Annotated in this window: 16 protein-coding genes; 10 read left to right on the top strand and 6 right to left on the bottom strand. The window is 58.4% G+C overall.

Annotated elements, in window-relative coordinates:
• Nucleotides 1–497: 497 nt before the first annotated feature.
• The 4 genes from P0D89_RS42910 to P0D89_RS42925 all read left to right on the top strand — a co-directional run bounded on the left by P0D89_RS42910 (nucleotide 498) and on the right by P0D89_RS42925 (nucleotide 2932).
• Nucleotides 498–1223 carry a haloacid dehalogenase type II gene (locus tag P0D89_RS42910; protein ID WP_408367945.1) on the top strand — a complete coding sequence of 242 codons (726 nt, stop codon included), beginning with the start codon at nucleotides 498–500 and terminating at the stop codon, nucleotides 1221–1223.
• A gap of 114 nt (nucleotides 1224–1337) precedes the next feature.
• Complete coding sequence (locus P0D89_RS42915; protein ID WP_408367947.1) at nucleotides 1338–2060, top strand: haloacid dehalogenase type II; 723 nt, start codon at nucleotides 1338–1340, stop codon at nucleotides 2058–2060.
• Between the two features lie 50 nt (nucleotides 2061–2110).
• Nucleotides 2111–2602: an Lrp/AsnC family transcriptional regulator gene (locus P0D89_RS42920; RefSeq protein ID WP_408367949.1), complete on the top strand. Its 492-nt coding sequence runs from the start codon at nucleotides 2111–2113 to the stop codon at nucleotides 2600–2602.
• A gap of 15 nt (nucleotides 2603–2617) precedes the next feature.
• The gene (locus tag P0D89_RS42925) at nucleotides 2618–2932 is read left to right on the top strand and encodes a virulence RhuM family protein (RefSeq protein WP_408378536.1); all 315 of its coding nucleotides are present in this window, start codon (nucleotides 2618–2620) and stop codon (nucleotides 2930–2932) included.
• 335 nt (nucleotides 2933–3267) lie between these two features.
• Here P0D89_RS42925 and P0D89_RS42930 read toward each other — a convergent pair whose 3' ends face one another.
• The 6 genes from P0D89_RS42930 to P0D89_RS42955 form a co-directional block, all read right to left on the bottom strand.
• Nucleotides 3268–4740 carry an NAD-dependent succinate-semialdehyde dehydrogenase gene (locus tag P0D89_RS42930; RefSeq protein WP_408367951.1) on the bottom strand — a complete coding sequence of 491 codons (1473 nt, stop codon included), beginning with the start codon at nucleotides 4738–4740 and terminating at the stop codon, nucleotides 3268–3270.
• A gap of 58 nt (nucleotides 4741–4798) precedes the next feature.
• Nucleotides 4799–6181, bottom strand: coding sequence for an aspartate aminotransferase family protein (locus tag P0D89_RS42935; protein ID WP_408367953.1), 1383 nt, complete (start codon nucleotides 6179–6181; stop codon nucleotides 4799–4801).
• A 133-nt stretch (nucleotides 6182–6314) separates the two neighbouring features.
• Nucleotides 6315–6548, bottom strand: coding sequence for a hypothetical protein (locus tag P0D89_RS42940; protein ID WP_408378537.1), 234 nt, complete (start codon nucleotides 6546–6548; stop codon nucleotides 6315–6317).
• 558 nt (nucleotides 6549–7106) lie between these two features.
• Nucleotides 7107–9881, bottom strand: coding sequence for an FAD-binding and (Fe-S)-binding domain-containing protein (locus tag P0D89_RS42945; protein WP_408378539.1), 2775 nt, complete (start codon nucleotides 9879–9881; stop codon nucleotides 7107–7109).
• 137 nt (nucleotides 9882–10018) lie between these two features.
• Nucleotides 10019–11581, bottom strand: a complete 1563-nt coding sequence (locus P0D89_RS42950) for a PucR family transcriptional regulator (RefSeq protein ID WP_408378540.1) — start codon at nucleotides 11579–11581, stop codon at nucleotides 10019–10021.
• Between the two features lie 48 nt (nucleotides 11582–11629).
• Entirely contained in the window at nucleotides 11630–12919 is a 1290-nt protein-coding gene (locus P0D89_RS42955) for an MFS transporter (protein ID WP_408367961.1), read from the bottom strand.
• Nucleotides 12920–13175: 256 nt separating this feature from the next.
• Here P0D89_RS42955 and gabT point away from each other — a divergent pair, with 256 nt between their 5' ends.
• The 6 genes from gabT to P0D89_RS42985 all read left to right on the top strand — a co-directional run.
• Nucleotides 13176–14474, top strand: a complete 1299-nt coding sequence (gene gabT / locus P0D89_RS42960) for a 4-aminobutyrate--2-oxoglutarate transaminase (protein ID WP_408367963.1) — start codon at nucleotides 13176–13178, stop codon at nucleotides 14472–14474.
• Nucleotides 14475–14477: 3 nt separating this feature from the next.
• Nucleotides 14478–15734 carry an aldehyde dehydrogenase family protein gene (locus P0D89_RS42965; RefSeq protein ID WP_408367965.1) on the top strand — a complete coding sequence of 419 codons (1257 nt, stop codon included), beginning with the start codon at nucleotides 14478–14480 and terminating at the stop codon, nucleotides 15732–15734.
• Nucleotides 15735–15763: 29 nt separating this feature from the next.
• The gene (locus P0D89_RS42970) at nucleotides 15764–16102 is read left to right on the top strand and encodes a tRNA-binding protein (RefSeq protein ID WP_408367967.1); all 339 of its coding nucleotides are present in this window, start codon (nucleotides 15764–15766) and stop codon (nucleotides 16100–16102) included.
• 44 nt (nucleotides 16103–16146) lie between these two features.
• A complete protein-coding gene (locus tag P0D89_RS42975) occupies nucleotides 16147–17751 on the top strand; it encodes an amidohydrolase family protein (protein WP_408367969.1) in 1605 nt (534 codons plus the stop codon).
• A gap of 7 nt (nucleotides 17752–17758) precedes the next feature.
• Nucleotides 17759–18742, top strand: coding sequence for a CobW family GTP-binding protein (locus P0D89_RS42980; protein WP_408378541.1), 984 nt, complete (start codon nucleotides 17759–17761; stop codon nucleotides 18740–18742).
• Nucleotides 18743–20080: 1338 nt separating this feature from the next.
• On the top strand, nucleotides 20081–20513 hold a 433-nt coding region (locus tag P0D89_RS42985), incomplete at its 3' end, for an HAD family hydrolase (RefSeq protein WP_459252679.1).

Raw genomic sequence — 20513 nt, forward strand, 5'->3', positions numbered from 1 at the left:
AGTGGTAGAAGGCTTGCTCAAGGCCGAACGAAGTCGCGCCCTCGCAGAAGCGTCGGCGTAACGGCCATTGTGCACAGAAGTGCGGACCGCGACCAATCCGATTGAGTTCGAGGTTTGAGCCGGACGATTTCTGAGCTTCCACGAAGGACCTAATGATTGAGCGCCTTCCTGGTTGGCGGCCAGCGCGACCGTTCATCCGCAGGTAGCCGGTAACCAGTTACATATCGGTTCCGGCTCGGTTATCCGCCGTCGTGCGGGCCGGGGCAGTGCAAGGTATTTTCGCATTACACCTACCAGGCTTTTAAGGGTGGCCGAGGCAGGCAACGTTAGGGGAAAGTACCTATCTCGGTCGGTCATTCAAAACGCAGCAGCAGAACCTGTCGGAAAACGACCTACAGTCAGTGAAAGCTGCCGTTCGGAGGCAGGATTAAAGTTCTGCTTGCCGCACTTGCTCAATAGACTGTGGTCTCCATCATGGACATCTGAGAGGAGTAACCGTGGAACTGACCGACTTCGACACCCTGACCTTTGACTGCTACGGCACCTTGATTGACTGGGAGAGTGGCATCTTCCAAGGCCTGAGGCCCCTGCTTGAGCGCGCCAAGACTCCGCTCACGCGCGACCAGGTTCTGGAGGCTCACGCTCGTCACGAGTCGTCGCAGCAGAAATACACGCCGGCGAAGCGCTACCAGGAGTTGCTGCCCATCGTCTACAAGCGCCTGGCCGAGGAGTGGGGCCTTCCGTTCACGCATGAGGAATGCGTGGCCTATGGTCGCTCGGTGCAGAACTGGCCGGCGTTCGAGGACAGCGCCGAAGCCCTGCAGTACCTGAAGAAGCACTACAAGCTGGTCATTTTGTCGAACATCGACAACGAAAGTTTTACCTACAGCAATGCCAAGCTGAAGGTCGAGTTCGACGCCATCATCACAGCTGAAGACGTCGGCTCCTACAAGCCGTCGCCGCGCAACTTCGAGTACATGCTCGAGAAGCTTGGTGACCGTGGCATCAAGAAGGAAAAAATCCTGCACACGGCTGAAAGCCTCTTTCACGACCATAAGCCCGCGAACGAGTTCGGTCTGGCATCGTGCTGGATTTATCGCCGTCATTCGCAGTCTGGTTTCGGTGCGACAATGAACCCGGGTGCGCAGCCGAACATCGACTTCCGCTTCAACAGCATGGCGGACTTCGCGAAGGCGCACCAGGAAGCGCTGGCGAAGAAGTAAGACAATGTTGTCTCGTCAGCAGCGGCGACACGGCGGTGCCCGTGACCAGGTGCGGACGAGACTACTGTTGTAGGTCGGATATGCTTTCCAAGCGACTGGAATATAGGGGGCGTTGTGGCTTTGACGGATTTCAAGGCACTGACATTTGACTGCTACGGGACTCTGATTGATTGGGAGTCAGGTATCGCATCGGGTCTGTCGGAGTTGGCGTCTCGAGCGGCTAAACCTCTCGTGCGGGACGAAATTCTTGAGGCGCACGCGCGCCATGAGTCGTATCAGCAAAAGGTCACACCCACCATGCCATATGACCGACTTCTTCAGGTGGTCTTCAAGAGGCTGGCCGAGGAGTGGAGTGCGAGCTACAACTGGGACGAGGCGGTCGCGTATGGAGCATCGGTTGGCGATTGGCCAGCATTTCCCGATTCGGCCAGCACGCTTCAATACCTGAAGAAATACTTCAAGCTGGTAATTGTATCCAACGTGGACAATCGCAGCTTCAAGACGACGAACGAGAAGCTTGCTGTCGACTTCGACGCAATCGTGACCGCCGAAGATGTTGGTTCGTATAAGCCATCGCGCAGCAACTTCGACTACCTGTTCTCAACGCTATCATCGATGGGCGTTGAGAAGAGCGATACACTGCACGTCGCGGATAGCGTCTACCACGACCATGAGCCTGCGAGCGAATTGCAACTTCGCTCGTGCTGGATTCAGCGCCGCTACGAGCAGCGTGGGTCTGGCGCAAACATGAAGTATTCCGTCGAACCATCCGTTGACTACAAGTTCACGAGCATGGCTCAACTGGTCAAGGCGCACCACGAGGATTTAGCTCGCTGACAGGAAGGTCGCCTTCGATTGACACACCAGCCAATTCGAACAAGCACGATATGCGACAAAAGCTTGACCGGACTGACATCAAAATCCTTGCCGAACTGCAGAAGAACGGCAACATGACGAACGCGAACCTCGCCAGTGCCGTCGGGTTGTCTGCGAGCCCTTGTCTGCAACGTGTGAAGCGCCTCGAAGCAGCGGGAATCATCTCTGGCTACGGGGCGCACTTGAACCTGGCCAAGCTGACCAGCACGGTGACCGTGTTCACTGAAATCATGCTGCATGACCACCGGCGCGATGACTTCACGCGCTTCGAAGCAAACCTGCGGGACTTCGATGAGATTACAGAGTGTCACTTGGTCAGTGGCGGATACGACTACTTGCTGAAGTCCATCGTCAAGAACATTGGGCACTACCAGGAAGTCATCGAAAAGCTGGTTGACCGCAATATCGGAATCGAGAAGTACTTCAGTTATATCGTGATTCGGTCACCCTTCGTCAAGCAGACAGTGCCGCTCGACAGGCTGCTATCTGAAGACGACGACTAATGGAGCGTGTGCGGGATGACGACGGTTCAGTATGTCTGCGCGTCTAGCAGCAGGACAATTCACGGCAAGTTGGATGAAGACACGGCCTGGTTCGAGTTTCATCAGGTCGCGCATCTGTTTGGAACTAGGCCTGACAAGGCGGCTAAAGTGCTTCGCCAAGTCGACGCGACCGGTAAGATCAACGCTGCGCAGGACGTCGTACGAACTGACAAGAGCCAATGCTATCTTAATCACAAGGCAGTTCTTGCGCTCGGTTATCACATGAACTACGGCCGGGCGACAGCCTTCAGGAAGTGGTGCGCCTCCGCGCTGCCAGCTCGGTGCCACTGAATATTTTCTTTCCCCTCTCTTGATAGACGGATGCACCCCCAGTTGAGCACTTGCTCAACTCCCCGTCGGAGAGGGCGAAGTACTGTCAGGTCAATCTCGGTGCTGAGTACGACCTTTCGAAGCGTGCTTCGCTGTATGCAATCGCAGCCTGGAAACATGCGATTGGCACCGATTCGACTGGCAAGTCTGCAGTGGCGGCCATGGCATTCGTGACGCCATCGAGCACGGGTAACCCGGTCGTTGTGCGCGTCGGCGTTCGCCAGGCGTTCTGAGGAAGAAAAGAAAAAGGCCATCGTCTTTTTAAGACGATGGCCTCACGGCTGAGCTGAGATAGCTTAGTCGAGACCGCCCTGACAGATGTACTTAATGGACAGATAATCGTCAAGGCCGTACTTCGAACCTTCGCGACCGTAACCCGACTCCTTGACACCGCCGAACGGCGCCGCTTCGCTGGCTACCGCGCCTTCGTTCAGTCCGATGACTCCTGCCTCGAGCGAGCGTGAGACCCGCTCAGCACGTCGCATATCGCGGGTGTAGAAATATGCGGCGAGACCGAAAGGCGTGTCATTGGCGAGACGAATCGCCTCATCTTCGGATTCGAAGCGATACAGCGGAGCCACAGGCCCGAAGGTCTCCTCGCAGGTAACGAGCATCTCATTCGTAGCATGCACGAGCACGGTAGGTGCGTAGTAGTTCGGGCCCATCTCGGTCAGGCGCTTGCCGCCGGTCAAAACGGTCGCACCCTTCGAAACAGCATCGGTAATGTGACGGTCAATCTTGTCGATTGCTTTTGCGTTAATCATCGGCCCGATTTGCGCCTGCGGGTCGGTCGCTGGCGCGACCTTCAGGGCGCCCACGCGCGCGGCGAGGAGCTCAGCGAACTTGTCGAAGACGCCCGCCTGGACATAAATCCGGTTCGGGCAGACGCACGTCTGGCCACCATTGCGGAACTTGGCCGCCATCAGGCCAACCACAGCTGCATCGAGGTCGGCGTCGTCGAAGACGATGAAGGGAGCGTTTCCGCCCAGCTCCAGTGACAGCTTCTTGAGCGTGCCGGCTGACTCGCGAGCAAGATACTTCCCGACTGCCGTAGAGCCTGTAAAGGTAATCTTGCGCACGCGGTCGTCGGCAAGCCAGTCGCCTACCGCTTCGATGCCCTGGTCGCGTGACGCGCTGAGCATGTTGAGAACGCCGGCGGGAACACCCGCTTCTTGAGCAAGCGCTGCAAGCGCGAGGGCCGTCAGCGGCGTGTCTTCTGCGGGTTTGCCGACGACCGTGCAGCCTGCTGCCAGAGCGGGAGCAATCTTGCGTGCAATCATCGCGAGCGGGAAGTTCCACGGCGTGATGGCCGCGACAATCCCGACAGGCTCTTTGATGGCGCGCATCTGCTTGCCGCGCTGTTGTTGCGGGATGAGGTCGCCGTAGATGCGAGTTGCCTCATCTGCGAACCAGGCGACGTAGGATGCGCCATAGGCTGCTTCACCGCGGCTCTCAGCCATCGGCTTTCCCTGTTCCATGGACATGATTGTCGCAAGGTCCTCGGTGTTAGCGACAATGAGAGCGTGCCAGCAGCGGATAATCTCGGCACGTTCGCGGGGCAGACGTTCACGCCAGTCCTTGGCCGCTTTTGCTGCCGCGTCCGTCGCCGCGCGTGCGTCGGCCTTTCCGCTGTTTGCAACTTCGGCGATGAGTTCACCGGTAGCGGGATTCGTAACCGGGTAGCGGGCGTTATTGGCCGCATCCGTCCATTCGCCACCAATCAGGTTCTGCCGACGCAGAAGTTCTTCACGTTTCAGTCTTAGTTCCATACTCGATACCCTCAAAAAATACGTTGATTATCACCCCTGCAACTTGCTGAAACGGGCGTTAGCTCTTAATCGCACGGCGCACGTCGGCGCTTTCCAGGACGTCATCGAGCGTTTTACGAACCCGCTCCACCATCATGTCGACTTCGCCCGCCGTGTAGCAGAGGGCCGGCGCGAAGCCGAGAATGTTGTCCCCGAACGCCCGGAAGATAATCTTGTTGCGAGCAGCGGCGTCGAAAATCCGGTCGGCGAGGTACAGCGCGGGATCGAAACGTGCTCGGGTGGCCTTGTCCGCAACCAGTTCCACTGCGCCCAGAAGGCCAGCGTGGCGTGAGTCACCAACAAGTGGGTGGTCGAGAAGACTGTCGAGGCCATTCGCGAAACGCAGCGCCTGCGCTTGCCCATTCGCCAGAAGGCCGCCTTCGTTGTAAAGGCGCAGCACTTCGAGTCCGATGGCCGCACTCACGGGGTGCGCGGAGTACGTTTGACCGTGACCGATTGCTTCGCCGGGCTTGCTGCCGTCGGCGATGCCTTGGTACACGGCGTCAGACATCAGGACAGCGCCCATCGGAGCGTAACCAGCCGTCAGGCCTTTCGCGATGGTCATGAGGTCGGGCTCCACTCCCTCTGTCTCGCACGCGAACATCGGACCTGTGCGGCCGAAGGCAGTGATGACTTCGTCTGCCACGAACAGGATGTCAAGTCGCTTGCACGTGTCGCGCATCGCCTTGAGCCATCCCTTCGGCGGCACGATGACGCCGCCCGAGCCCTGAACAGGCTCACAAAAAAATGCCGCCACATTGTCAGCGCCGAGTTGAGCGACCTTGTCTTCAAGCGCTTTCACCGAGCTTGCGATGATGGCTTGCGCATCGTCCGGCGTCCCGCTGCGATACGGATATGGCGACGGAATGTGGTGCTGAGTCGGCAGCGGCACATCGAAGTTCCGATGGAAGCTGGCGATTGCGGTCAGGCCCGAACCAATGGAGGACGAGCCATGATAGCCACGCTCCAGAGCGATGAAGTGCTTCTTGCCAGGCCGGCCGATGGCGTTGTAGTAATGGGTGATGAAACGCAGTGCGGAGTCCACCGCGTCCGAGCCGCCCAGCGAGAAGTAGACGTGTTGAAGATTCTGAGGCGAAAGTTCTACGAGACGCTGGGTAAGCTCGATTGCCGGCTGAGAGCCGAAATGGAAGTAACCAGTCGCGTATGGCAGCTTTGCCATTTGCTCCGCCGCAATTTTGACGATGCTTTCGTGACCGTAACCGGTGTTCACGCACCAGAGTCCCGCGAACGCGTCGAGCAGCTCATTGCCCTCGGCGTCGTACAGCCAAGCGCCTTTGCCGCGTTCCAGAACGGTGACGCCACGCTTCTCATGTGCTCGGTAGTTGGTGACCGGATGGATGAGATGCTTGCGGTCTGACTCAATAAGCGTTGCTAGTGACATTTCATATTCCTTGATAGGTTCCTGCCTAGCCTGAGAGTATCCGGAGGCTGGGGCATTTGGTTTTGGCCGTACCTGCCATTTACGGGCTCACCAATTCAACTCAGCGTTCTGCGCGGCATTTTCTGCTGTTTGGTCAGGCTGTCGGTACAAGGTCGTCGGAGAACAAAGGCGCGGTCAGTGCGGTCAGCAGCCGAATTTCCTCGGTTATTGCGCCTTCGGGAACGACTTCCGCACACATGAAGGCGAATGCGCCGACCGTCGTTTGGCAGACGACGGCAGGAATGTTGACGAGAGTGGCTGTGCCGAGCGACTTGAGCAGTTGATGGTCAGGGAAGTAATGCACCAGGTCTGCGTCGTTGTTGGCCACGAGAACTTCGCCTCGTTCAAGCACCTTCCGAGCCCAGTCGGACCCCGAGAGCTGCTTCCATCCGCCCACGGGATAAGCGCTGGGGACCGTTGAGTAAATCCGTCTTACCGCGCCAAGTTCCTTAGGGGCATCTGCGCGTGGGCGCGACGCCAGTGAAGTGGCCTGAAGAAACGGCAGTCGCGGCTTGACGACTTCGAGCCACGCTTGAATTGCAGCGTCTCTCGACGTCGCCTGTCGAATCGCGGTCTGACCTTGGGCAAGCGTCGCCGACGGGCCATTGGTATTGACGTTCGTTGCAGCGTTGCTCGTCCGAGAGAGGAAAACGGCCGAAGCGCCCAATGCGGCGAGACTGGTGAAGTTTCTACGATTCATACAGTTTCTTCCTGTGTGGAAGGTTTGACGGGGCGTAGTGCCGAACTTTTTCTAGCCCTGCCATCGAGCCACTGCGCGAGGTGTATCGCGGAGCGTCCCGTGGTGTTCCGAATCTGTGAACGACAACTGAAACCGTCGCTCACCAGCACTGCGTTCTCATCGAGGGGTTGGATTCTTGGTACAAGCTCAGATTCGGCGACAGACCGAGCGACGTTTGCAGTCTTCGTGTGGTAACCGAATGCGCCAGCCATCCCGCAACATCCTGTTTGCAGCACTGCTCCCGATTGGGCGGCTTTGCCGACAAGGCGGGACTCTGCTTGCACTCCGCCGCAGGCTTTTTGGTGGCATGCCCGTGTACATAGACGCTCTCGTCGCGCTTCGGGACATCAAAGCCTCTGCCTCAAGGTATTCGGCCAGCGTCTTGACGGAGGTAGCCAGCGCGGCAGCTTTTTCGTCTTTAGGAAAAAGCGCGCGCAGTTCGTCCCGGAAGACCGAGAGGCAACTGGGTTCGAGAACAACCACGGGCAACCTCAGGGCGATGACGTCCTTCAGTTCCGCCATGATGTCGACGAGATTGCGCTTGGCGTGGTCCAGCATTCCGGCGTCGTAGTAGGGACGCCCGCAGCAAATCTGCTTGCTCATAAGACGGACCGTCACACCGTACGACTGCAGCACTCGAACAGACGCCTCCAGGACTTCAGGAGAGAACCCATTGTTGAACGTGTCGGTCCACAGCAAGACAGTTTTAGATTCGCCATTCAGCACGCGAGTGTCCTGCATGAGGTGTTTGCAGGTTTTACTGTTGCGGAAGGCCGATGATGCGACGGCAGGAAACTTGACGTGCGATGCGAGCCCGAATTTCTCTGCTACTGCTCGGAACGGCCGCATCTTCATCGCGGTGTTGACCACGCCACTGATGCGCGTTGCTATAGGCAGCCATGTGCCGATGCGTCCAATCATCGTGTCCATCAGCGGACGCTTGGCTTTCTGATAGTGCTCGTAAAGGAAGTGACTCTTGTATTTGGCCAAGTCGACATGCGTCGGGCAATCGCTGCGACATCCCTTGCATGCGAGACAGTTGTCCAGCGAGTCCTTGACGTCCTTGTTGTCCCAACCGTCAGCGATGACCTCGCCCTTGAGCAACTCGAACAGCAGGCGGCTGCGGCCCCGCGTCGAATACTTTTCTTCGCGCGTTGCGCGATAGCTGGGGCACATCGTCCCACCGTCGAGGGAGCGGCACTTCCCCATGCCAATGCACCTTTCGGTGGCGCGCGCAAAGGTATCCGGCGTCTGAAGGTTCCCGAATGAGAAGTGGCTGGGTACGTCGACACGACGATAGGTGGGGCCTAGCCGCAGGTTCTCGTCGACAGGCATCGCATCGATGAGCTTTCCGGGATTCATCCGGTTCTTCGGGTCCCAGATGGACTTGAACTCGCGGAACGCTTCCATGAGTGCCGGCGAGTACATCAGCGAGAGCAGCTCGCCTTTGGCCTGTCCGTCGCCATGCTCGCCAGACAGCGAACCCTCGTACTTGACGACGAGCTTCGCTGCTTCTTCCAGGAACTGGCGCCAGGCGCGAATGCCCTGCCTGTTGCGCAGGTCGAAGTTGATACGCGAATGAATGCAGCCGTCGCCAAAGTGGCCGTACATGTTGGTCGTGTAACCGTAACGCTCGACCAACGCTGCAAACTCTCGAAGATACGCGCCCAGCAGCCGTGGCTCGACCGCTGCGTCTTCCCAGCCGACCACCGGGTCCGGCTTCGAAGGGTCATCGCCAATGGATGTTGCGGACGCGCCGGTCTCTCGGACCGACCAGAGCCGCTTCATCAAGGTCGCATCGGACACCACGCGCGCATTCGGGCAACCGGGCAGCGAGAAGGTCAGGTCCGCCGCCGCTTGCGCGCGCTGCAGTGCCGATTCTAGAGTGTCGGCACCGAATTCGACCATTAGCCATGCATTGCCTTCAGGCAACTCAGCGATGTCAGCAAGCGCGAGCCCTCGTTCACGCAAGCCGCCGACGATGCCTGTATCGAGCCCTTCCATCGCAATGGGTTCGAGCGGCAGCAGTTGGGGAACGCAGTCGGCGGCGTCGAAGATGGTGGGAAATCCGAAAACGGTAAGCACCCGAGCGGTCGGGTTGCGCACGAGGGACGTCGTCGCGCGCAAGACCGAGACGCATGTGCCTTCCGAGCCCACGAGTGCGCGGGCAATGTTGAAGCCATTCTCCGGCAGCAACTGGTCAAGGCTATAGCCCGAGACTCGGCGCTTGAGTTTGGGGAACCCCGCACGAATCTCGTCCGCGTGACGGTCGACCAGGTTGCGTAGAGCCTGAACAATCTCTTGGCGGCGGCCGCCGGCGGCCAAATGTACCTGAAATGCAGCCTCGTCCGTTGGCCCGACCCAGAACCTTTCCCCATCGTAGGTCAGGATTTCCATCGACTCGATGTTCTCAGCCGTCTTGCCGGCCATTACCGAATGAGCCCCGCAGGAATTATTGCCGACCATACCGCCGATGGTGCAACGGCTGTGCGTGGCGGGGTCCGGGCCGAACGTCAACCCCTTGAGCGCAGCAGCGCTCTTCAGCTGGTCGCAGATGACGCCCGGTTGAACTACGGCGGTCCGGCTGTCGGCGTCAAGCTGTTCAATCCGGGTCAAGTGACGAGACGTGTCGATAATCACCGCAACGTTCACGGCTTGACCGCACATCGACGTGCCCGCGCCGCGTGTGAGTACGGGTACATCCGCCTCATGGCATGCACGCATCACAGAGACGACGTCTTCGACTGTGCGTGGCAAGACGATGCCTATCGGAACCTGTCGGTAGTTCGATGCTTCGGAAGCGTATGCCGCTCGAGACCCGGCATCGAACCTAATCTCGGCATCCGTCGTCTGAGCGAGTTGGCGCTGCAGAGAAAGAAGCTTGTTGAGGTCGGGGCGTGAGGAGGACGAGTTCGAATTCATTTGGTCGCGAAATACGGAAGGAGCGGCGAGATGAGCCCTCGGTGCAGACCTTGCGTCTGTCGAGACATCCCGCGTCATTCCAAATTAAAGCGCGACACAAAGTGGAAGTCTTCCTACTAAAAGTAGGAACGCGCGGGTCAGTCTTCCCGAAGACGGTAGAGGGTCATGGCGACTTGAACCTGGAAACGGACCTTGGGGTCCTCGAGCGTGACGTTGAGAATTTCTTCGATTCTCTCGAGGCGGTAGCGCATCGTACTAATGTGGATGCCGAGCGAGCGAGCCGCATTGACCAACTGAAAGCCTTCATCGGCGAGCGTGCCCAGCGTTTCAAGCAGGGATTCACCGCGTGGTCGCGTGACGAGGGGTGTGACGAGCCGCTCAATGAGCATCTCGCGTGCTTTCGCGTCGCCAAGAAGCGCACGTGGGAACAGAATCTCGTCGAACCGATGCAATCTCCCGGGCCGCAACGTGGGTAGCAAGGCATCCACGTCTTTTGAACCTGTCGCCATCCCGTCAATGCCCGTGTGAACGCGGCTGACCGCCAGGGCCGCGCGTTGGTCGCGGATTGCGTCCCATAATGCTTCGGGCGATGCATCCACGGGAAGGATGAATTTTATCTGGTTCAACCATATCGCAAGCAATTCGGGCTGCCCGTTCGCGCGAAGCCGATGTTTGAGCGCTCCAACCCACCGCTCGCGGCGGTTGAGACCCTCCGTCGTAAGGGGTATGGGTTCGTCGAGAAGCACGAGACAGATTCGGTACGGGCTTGTCTCACTCCAACCGCATACCTTTGCCCGTTCAAGCGCACTGGGCGTCGCGGTGAATTCGCCGTCAAGTAAACCCGCCACGAGCGCGAACCCCAAGCGGTCTTCCTGTTGCGTGAGTTGTTGCTGGTGCATTAGATGCAGCGCAGCTACGACGCTCGCGTGCTCCATTGCACGCGCGTCGAGCTCATCAGCGTCCGAGCCGTCCAAATCAAGCCAGAGAACCGCAACGAGAGAATCGTGGAGGCGAACAGGGAGTCGCAGCCGATAGACAATACGGTCGGCGATTTGAAACTTGATGCGAGTGGGTCTTTGAGAGTTTTTCGCGTCGATGGGCGAATCCGAAAGAGAGGCAACGAATTGCTCTTCCAGCGATTGTGCGTCAGGTTCGGTCGCGGAAGTGCCGAGGAGCTCGCCGGACAGATTCGTGAATGTGACCTCGCGGCCCACGAGCTTTCGCAGCGTGTTCGCGATGTCACTCAGGCTGTTTGCCGTCATCGCCGCATTAGTTAACGCGCGATGCAACTGCTCCGAGCGCTCGATAATCTCGGCTTGGAAGTAAATTATCTTCGCGAGTATCTCGTGGGTGATTTGGCTGAACTGGACGTCCCACGGCAACTCCAGGAGAGGCAAGCCGACGCTGCGAGCCTCGTCGATGGCTTCTGGGGGGAAGTGCTCGCGAAAGTGCGGGACCGCCAGTACGACGCCAGCGAGCCCGACTTCACCCAGGTCACGTACCAGCCGTCGCGACGTATCAGCATCGTTTGGCCAGTTGTAGCCGGTCGTCAGCAGCAATTCGCCCGGCTTGACCCAGTTGACGATGTCCGGATGGTCGACCATGTGAACCCAGGTAATCTCGCGCTGGAGATTCTCCTGACCGGCAACGACTTCTGCGTCACGTAAGACGGTTTCACGAATCGCGGTGTCAAGCTTCATGGCGGCGAATAGTGTCACCGCGGTATCAGCATGACACCGCGGCAGCTGTTAGATTTCTTTGGGCTGTCGGTAACCAAGAAGTACGCCGAGCAGGCTGAAGGCCGCTGCGAAAATTACGTAAATCGCGGGCGCCATAGGTGTGCCAGTCGCGCTGATGAGCCACGTCAGGATAAGCGAAGCGAATCCACCGAACGTCATCACAGCCATATTGTAGGCAACCGACAGGCCGGTCGAGAGCACTTTGCTCGGAAACGTCTCGGACAGCGCGGCAAGGATGGGTCCCGTGTAAATCGCGATGAGTACGCCGAACACCGCTTGGAATACGCACAAGGTAGCAACCGACGGCGCTTTTACAATCATCGCGAACATCGGCCAAGCGAGCACGAGCATCGCTGCTGACGCCCCGCCGAGAAGCCACTTGCGCCCGACTTTGTCGGAATACCAGCCGGTGAAAGGCGATAAGAAAGTGATGACGCCACCGCCAACCATTGCAGCGATAAACGATGCCGACTGCGGAAGCTTGAGAACCTTCACCGAGAAGGTCGGCATGTAGAAGAGAATCACATAAATGCAGACCGTCCAGAGCACGACCATGGAGAAACTTGCGAAGGCTTGCTTCGGATAGTCGCGAAGCACGTCGGCCAACGGCGTCTTCGACTTGTCAGTTTCATTCAAGAAGACCGGCGTCTCTTCGAGGTTACGACGGATGTAGAAGCCGATAGGTCCGATAAGCAAGCCGGACAGAAACGGGATGCGCCAACCCCAGCTTTCCATGTCAGCCGTGGAGAGCCCAAGCGTAATGCCTGTACCGAAGCAGGCACCCAGCAGCACGGCGAAACCGATGCTCGTTTGAATCCAGCTCGAGTAGTACGCTTTCTTGCCCTTGGGCGCGTGTTCCGTCAGGAACGCTGTAGCCGTACCCATCTCACCGCCGGCCGAGAAGCCTTGCAACAGACGTGCGAGAACAATCAGGCAAGGGGCGGCCATCCCAATCTGCGAATAAGTCGGAGTAAGTCCGATAATGGCCGTGCCTGCGCACATCAACAGGATGGTCAGGGACAGGGCCGCTTTGCGGCCAGCGCGGTCGGAGTAGATGCCGATGAGGATGCCGCCGAAGGGACGCACGAGAAAGCCGACACCGAATGTCGCAACCGAGAGCATCAGCGACGTCAGGTCGTTACCCGTCGGGAAAAAGAGCTTCGCGATGGTGATGGCAAAGAAGCCATAGACCATGAAGTCAAACCATTCGAAGCCGTTGCCGAGGACGGTTGCGACGATTGCGCGCCGTCGTACGGTCTTCTCGTCCTGATAGTCTGCTGCCAGATTCACTGTGTTCATCTCCGCTCCCGATGCGTGCTCAACGCCTTTTCCAATGGTCGGTGTGGTCCCGGTCAGGAACCAGCCGTATCCCATTGAACTCAGCCAGAAATCGCATAACTACCCACGTTTGATAGGAACGGACGGTTTCAGATTAGTACATCAAGTATGAATTGCGTCAAAAAAAACGAAAAGTCGACGCCCGATTCCTACTTTTCATAGGTATTCGCCCCTTTTCTGGCTTCCTACTATGGGTTCCATCCAAGGAGGTGATTTGATGAACAAGGAACTCGACAAAAACCAGAGCGCCGCCGCACTGCGTGAAACGTACGTTGCCCGCGGTGTCGCGACGGCGCACCCCATTGTTGCCACCCGTGCTGCGGGTGCGTATCTCTGGGACGACAAAGGACGCAAATACCTCGATTTCGTCGGCGGCATCGGCGTGTTGAACGTCGGTCATAACCATCCGGCGGTGGTCGCCGCCGTCCGGCAGCAGCTCGAGTCGTTCTCACACGTCTGTTTTCAGGTCGTCGGCTACGAGCCGTATATCCGCCTGGCCGCGCGTCTATCGGAGCTGGTTGCTCCGGGCCAAGGTTACAAGTCGGTGTTTCTGACCACGGGTGCCGAGGCGGTCGAAAACGCAATCAAGATTGCTCGCGGCTACACGAACCGCCCGGGCGTGATTGCTTTTCGCGGCGGGTTCCATGGCCGGACGCTCCTCGGCATGTCGCTCACGGGTATGAGCGCTCCCTACAAGCAGAACTTCGGACCGTTCGCGCCTGACGTGTACCATGCGCCGTACCCGAACGCGTATCACGGCATCAGCTGGAACGATGCGCTAAAGGCGCTGCAGACAATCTTCAGCACGCAAATTCAGCCCGACCGCGTGGCGGCAATCATTCTCGAACCGGTCCAAGGTGACGGCGGTTTCCTCGCGGCGCCGGCCGAGTTCATGCAGGCACTGCGCGAGCTTACGAAGAAGCATGGCATCGTCCTGATTTGCGACGAAATCCAGACCGGCTTTGGTCGCACTGGCAAGATGTTCGGCTTTCAGCACTCGGGTATTCAGCCCGACCTGGTGACGGTTGCGAAGAGTCTGGCGGGCGGTCTGCCCATCTCGGGCGTGGTCGGTCGTCCCGAAATCATTGATGCTCCGCAACCGGGCGGGCTGGGCGGCACGTATGGCGGCAATCCGCTGGGCTGCGCGGCGGCAAATGCAGTGCTCGACATCTTCGAGCAAGAGAACCTGCTCGAGCGCAGCGTCAAAATCGGCGAGCAGCTGCGTACCGGTCTGGAAGAGCTGAAGGCAAAGCATTCCGAAATGGGCGAAATCCGTCAGACCGGCGCGATGGTTGCGGTCGAGTTCGTTTCCGACGCACAAGCGAAGACGCCGGATGGCGCCCTCGTGCAACGCATCCTCGACGCGGCGCGCGAAGAAGGCCTGCTGGTTATCAAGTGCGGTGTCGAGCGCAATGTCGTTCGCTTCCTGTCGCCCTTGACGGTCTCGGACCAGGATGTGGCCGACGCCCTCGGCATGTTCGGTCGCGCTGTCACTGCTGCCAAGGCGGCAGCCTGAGCGATGTCCGACGGACAGCACGACGCGTTAGAACTCGCCCTCCCTGCTCGACTAGCGGGCGCGAGGGCAAGAGCTACGCGTCGCTTCGACGTTTTCAGTCCCTATGATGGGGCCGTAATCGGTCGCGCGCCGGACATCGACTTTCGCACGCTTGCGGCTAGCTCCCACGAGGGTTCGCGAGTCGCTGGGACGTTACAAAGCACCGAGCTTGTTCAGGAACGGCTACGCAATTGGGCTCGAAAGATTGGTGTCCAGCGCGAAGAACTGGCGCGCATCGTCAGCCTCGAAACGGGAAAACCAATTCGGTTTGCCCGAGTCGAAGTCGACTTAGCTCTCGCGGCACTGGACCCGTATTGCTCTTGTTTGCCGGTTCCGCTAGTTCGCGAATGGACTGCAGCGCAGTCGGCTTTCTCGATTCTGAACTGGTGCGACGCAATCCTCTCCACGGTCAAGGAGGCTGCGACGGTTTTGAGCTCGGGGCGAGCCCTCGTTATCAAGCCGTCTTCCCGCGCGCCCTTGGCTTCACGGGCGCTGGAAGCACTTTGGAGCGAAGGTGACGACCTGGACGCGCTTTTATGCGTTGCGCTTTCCTCGGACGCAATCGGCGTGCTGCGCGCGGCCCTCATGAGTTCGCAGGTTACTGAGGTCCGCTTCCGAGGGAGGCGCGACGTCGGGACTTTCGTTTCGAACGCGTGCCATGAAGCTGTGGTGCCCGCGACCATTTCTGCGAGCGAACGGCTTCCCCTTGTGCTTTATGCCCGCGCTGACGTCCACGCGCGATGCGATGCTGTTCTCAATCGGGTCTTCCTTCAGCCGCTTCTCTCCTGCGCCGAGCGCGTGTCGTGCCTGTACGTAGAGGATTCGCTCGCCGATTCCCTCATCCCAATCCTCATCGACAGGATGAGCCAACTTCGGGTCGGCGACCCGCTCGATGACGAGACGGAAATTGGACCAGTCATAGATGATGTCGCAGCCAATCTGACGTCCGAACAAGTAGAAGACGCGCTGTTCGACGGCGCAACTCTCTCCGGCGGGCAGGTTGTCTCAGACGGGCGGCAGCTTCGACCAATCATCCTCGACCATGTGAAGCCTTTCATGCGTGTTTGCACTGAGGACCTTGAAGGACCGCTTCTTCCTGTTGTGAGGTTCAGTCACCCTTCAGAACTCCCCGGCACGCCGTGCCTGACTATCGCTTCGCTGCTCACGTCAGTCATGAGTGAGCGCTGCGACTGGTCGAGACACTGCCCACGCGCCCACTAAATCGGGAACTCATTTTGAACAGGTACAACATGAGCGAGACTACCCCTTACGAAGCTTTTTCTATGGTCGACATGCGCGCAGGTCGCATCGCGCGAGTCGAACTGAACACTGAAGCACGCAAGCCCGCATACAAAATCTGGATTGACTTCGGCGAGCTTGGCGAACTGGCGACAAGTGGCCAATACTCGGCGTTGTATAAAGCAGAAGAACTGGTGGGCCAGATGGTCGTCTGTGCAGTGAATCTCGGGAGTCGTCGCATCGGGGGCTTCAAGTCCGAGGTCCTGATGCTTGGTGTCGAGAACGCAGACGGCGCGGTCGTCTATCTGAAGCCTGAGCGCGACGTCGCGCCTGGCACAAAGGTGTTTTAACGACTATCAAATGCCCTCACAGGGCGAATGAATATGGAGACGGCATGAACGCGCCCGCAGCAGAGATTGAAGTTGGCGAAGAAATGGTCGCCGGTTTCGCAAAAAAGGGACTGGCACAGGTACAGGCAGCGACAATACGGAACCGTGGCGTTGGACCTTTTCGCAGACTCGTACTGCGTGGCGCGGTGGTCATCGACGGCACAGGCGCTCCCGCTTGGGGTCCGGCGGACATCGTCGTTGAGAACGGTCGTATCACTCAGATAGCTGCCGTCGGCGTCCCGGGTCTGCCCATCAATCCGGCGCGTCGTCCGGAGACCGGCGACCACGAGATTGATTGCACGGGAAAATTTGTGACGCCCGGGTTTATAGATTGCCACGCGCACATCGGCACTCCGTTCCATGCTGCGAATGGCGAGATGATGCCGGCAGATTACATCTACAAGCTCTGGCTTGCCCATGGAGTCACGAGCGTACGTGAGGCTGGAACGATGAACGGTCTTGCTTGGACGCAGCAGCAGGCAGCAGCCGCCGACGAGGGAAAGATTGCTGCTCCAACTCTCTATCCGTACGTCTACTTTCCAGCGGTCAACGATTACTTGAAGACCATCTATACGCCAGAGCAAGGACGGGAATGGTTACGCAAGGCGCACGCGAAAGGCGCGCGAGGCGTGAAGTTCTTCGGCGCGCCACCGGCAATCATGGAAGCAGCGCTCGACGAAAGCAAAAAGCTCGGCCTGCGCACTTGTTGCCACCACGCACAGCTCTCAGTCGGCCGCATGAACTCTTTGCGTACGGCGCGTTGGGGCCTGACCAGCACCGAGCACGCGTACGGCATTCCAGAGGCGCTGTTCGATGGTCGAACCCTCCAGACTGTCAGTGACGACTACAACTACAACGACGAATACATGCGGTTCGCAACGGCCGGGCAGACGTTCCTTCAAGCCGCGAAGCCGGGCAGCGCTAGGTGGAATGAGGTTATCGAAGCCTTCCTGGAGGCAGGTCATACCTTCGTTCCGACGATGAACGTGTATGACAGCAATCGCGACCTGATGCGTGCGCGGCGTGCTGATTGGCACGATGAATACACGGACAGCACGACATGGAAGTATTTTCAGCCCCAGCGCGGCGGACATGGCGCGTACTTTTACCGATGGTCCGTGAAGAATGAGGTTGAGTGGAAGGAGAGCTTCCGCCTCCTCATGACCTTCCTGAACGAATACAAGAACCGCGGAGGCCGAGTCTGCGCCGGAAGCGACTCCGGGTTCATGTATCAGGTCTATGGATTCGGATTCGTGCGTGAACTCGAACTCTTTCAGGAAGCGGGGTTCTCGCCGCTCGAGGTATTGCGTGCGGCCACTTCTCAGGCTGCTGAGCTACTCGGAATTGAAGACGATGCGGGAACACTCGAAGTCGGCAAACGTGCAGATATCCTTGTGCATGACCAGAACCCGTTGACAGACTTCAAGCTGCTGTACGGCACCGGTGCGGTCCGACTGAACGAAGATACCAATGGCCCGGAATTCAAGCGGTGCCTGCAGATGACGATTCGCGGCGGGATGGTCTACGAGGTTGAAGAACTGCTCTCTGACGTTCGCGAAATGGTCGCAGGTAGCTGGCCAGATTCCTCCAAGAATCAAGGTACGAAGTGAGGACAGCATGCAAACCGGACCTCAGTTCGTTATTGTCTCGGGTGCACTGGGTAGTGGCAAGACTTCTTTGATAGAAAGCTTGCTCAACAGCAGCGAGGATGCGTCCGACACCGCCGTCATCGTCAACGAAGCTGGCGAAATCAACATCGATGGTGCCGTTCTATCGGAGTCGGCGAGCGGTACGTCGATGGCGACTCTTAGCAACGGTTGCGTTTGTTGCTCAATGACGAGCGACCTGGTCACAACCGTTCAGGACCTGATGCAGCTTCGGCCGTTCGCAGGGGAGTGCCTTTTCTCTCGTATAGTTTTGGAGTGTAGCGGACTCTCTCGGCCCGGTCCGATAGTCTCGTCGTTGCAAGAACTCGCTGACCTCCGACTCAAGCTCCACTTGGTTTCGACCTATGATTGCAGTCATCCTCCGCTGCAAAGCGCCGATTTTGAAGACGCCGTCGCGCAACTCGCCGCAGCCCACACTATCGTTCTAACGAAAATTGATTTGGTAGCTATCGAGAGGCGCGAAGACGCAATAGAAACGGTCAAGTCCGTGAACCCGCTCGCCAGAGTCGTGAACGAGTTCTCTGCCTCGGTTCGCGCGCGAGAAGCATGTGCACCGCCTGGCATCATCGATGTGCCCATCGGCACCGTGCAACCTAGTCAGTTAGAGCGCCGACGTCTTCTTCATCCGCGAGTTCGTGTGTTTCGCGCTAAGTATGACGCGAATGTGCCTTGGGAGGCTGCTCTGGACTGGCTCGAAAACATAGCCGGAGCACTTGGAGAACGACTGCTGAGAATCAAGGCAGTCGTTCCGGGTGAAAGTATCGACGACCGGCTCTTGTTGCAATCCGTCGGAACCACCTTTTCTGCGCCGCGCCGTCTCAACCGAGAGACGACGGTGCCCCTCGGGGCCATCGTTATTGCCAGAGATTGTGGGAGTGAAGATTTAGCCTCGATACCAATGGGGCACCCGGTGAGTTGGTTCAACCATCAATAATCAGAAAATAAGCCGCTGAGTGTGGCAAATATACGTGCTGTGCTGGTGGGTACAGTCGGACTGGCAGCCGCATGCGCGCGCGGATGCGCTCAGGCGATTGCTGTTGGCCGCCCGCTCGAGCACGTCGCCGTTTTTCGTTCTTCGTCCCCTCCACGCTGCGGCAGATGCATCCCCAACTGAGCTGAGAATCGCTGTGCGTCCAGCCGAAGAAGGCGTGTACGTAGACATCGTAAAACGCAAAGGTCCGAAGTTCGAAGGCGAACTGACCGTCAATGTGCGGCCCCAGGTCAACGCTCATAAGCCCGCGCGGTCGGCCATCCCGCGCGGTCGTGCCATTCGGAATCGAGGCTCGAGCAACAGACGATGCCTTCGCCTAAATTGAAGATGCCGCCCCGCATGATTCATCCAACGGAGATTCCACCACGGGAGCGGACGAGTGGATTCGGGAGGCCAAACGAGAATCGAAGCTTGTCGATGCCCTGTACAAGGCGCGTTATCTGATTTCGATGCACAACGGCATGACCGTGCGGTGCGACGGCGAGGAATGGGCGCTCGATTTCGGCCAGGAGCTGAAGGTGATTGACACTGCGTTGAAGGTGGCGGGAATCGACACCCGGCGCCTCAAGCAGTAGGGTATTTGTCGAGCCGCCCGAACTGAGGCCATCATTGATAGCGGCGGTGCGGAGGACCTTCAGGGGTCAACAAATGCAAACTGAGAAATATCGTGGATATACGCTGTGGGGCCATGCAATCCTCCAGCAGGAAGACAACTGCAAGACATTCGCGGCATCGCAACTCGCCCATCTGCTTTGAACGTGACGGATGTGTTCACAAGCAGCTTTCAGCCCAGGTTCACGTTCCCAATGACGGGCCCGTGGCGGCAGCAGAAGTTTCACCGAAATTGAGAAGTTTCAAAAACGATGAAACCGCGTGATACCGGAAGCACGGGGTAACGACAATCATGCCGGCTGTGCGGATAACGCTGCCCGAATCCGGTGACGGTCTTTACAGACGCTGCTCGTCTGACGCAGGTCGTCTCAAACCTGCTGGCGAACTCCGTGAGAGTACACACCATCGGAGGGCAAAATCACGCTTCGGGTGGATACCCCCGACCCGAATACAATACCCGCGCACGATTCGACGCCGAGGAACGCAATCATCACCTTGCGGGACAACGGAATGGGTATCGCGCCGGACACGCCGCTCCACTACCGTTTCAGCGTTCAGCCGGGAGCGATTGAGTTGCCCTGTTGGAAATGGCTACCGTGCGCATCTAGCGCCCCAACACGCGTAGTCCGTTAAACTTGTTTTCAACTCACCGATTGAGAGGTTAATGAAGTGGCCACTGCTACCGCAATCAAAGCCCTCCTGTTCGATGTCTTTGGCACAGTCGTCGATTGGCGAAGCGGTGTCGCTCGCGATGCCGGTCCATTCCTCAGCCGTCACGCCGTTCCAGTTGATGCTTTCGAGTTTGCTGACGCCTGGCGGCGATTGTATGTGCCCGCCATGAAAGAAATACAAAGCGGACGGCGGCCGTTTGTCAGGCTCGACGTACTGCACAGGGAAAATCTGGTCAAAGTAATGGTCGGCTACGGCGTCGATATGAACTCGATTGCTGCGGATGAACTGGACGAGCTGAATCTTGCCTGGCACCGCCTTGACCCGTGGTCCGATTCCGTCGAAGGACTGTTGCGACTTAAGCGTCGATTCATCATTGCGCCTCTGTCAAACGGAAACATCCGGCTGATGCTTGATATGGCGAAGCGCGCCG

The sequence above is a fragment of the Paraburkholderia sp. RL18-085-BIA-A genome, from assembly GCF_046027075.1.
Classification (GTDB): Bacteria; Pseudomonadota; Gammaproteobacteria; order Burkholderiales; family Burkholderiaceae; genus Paraburkholderia.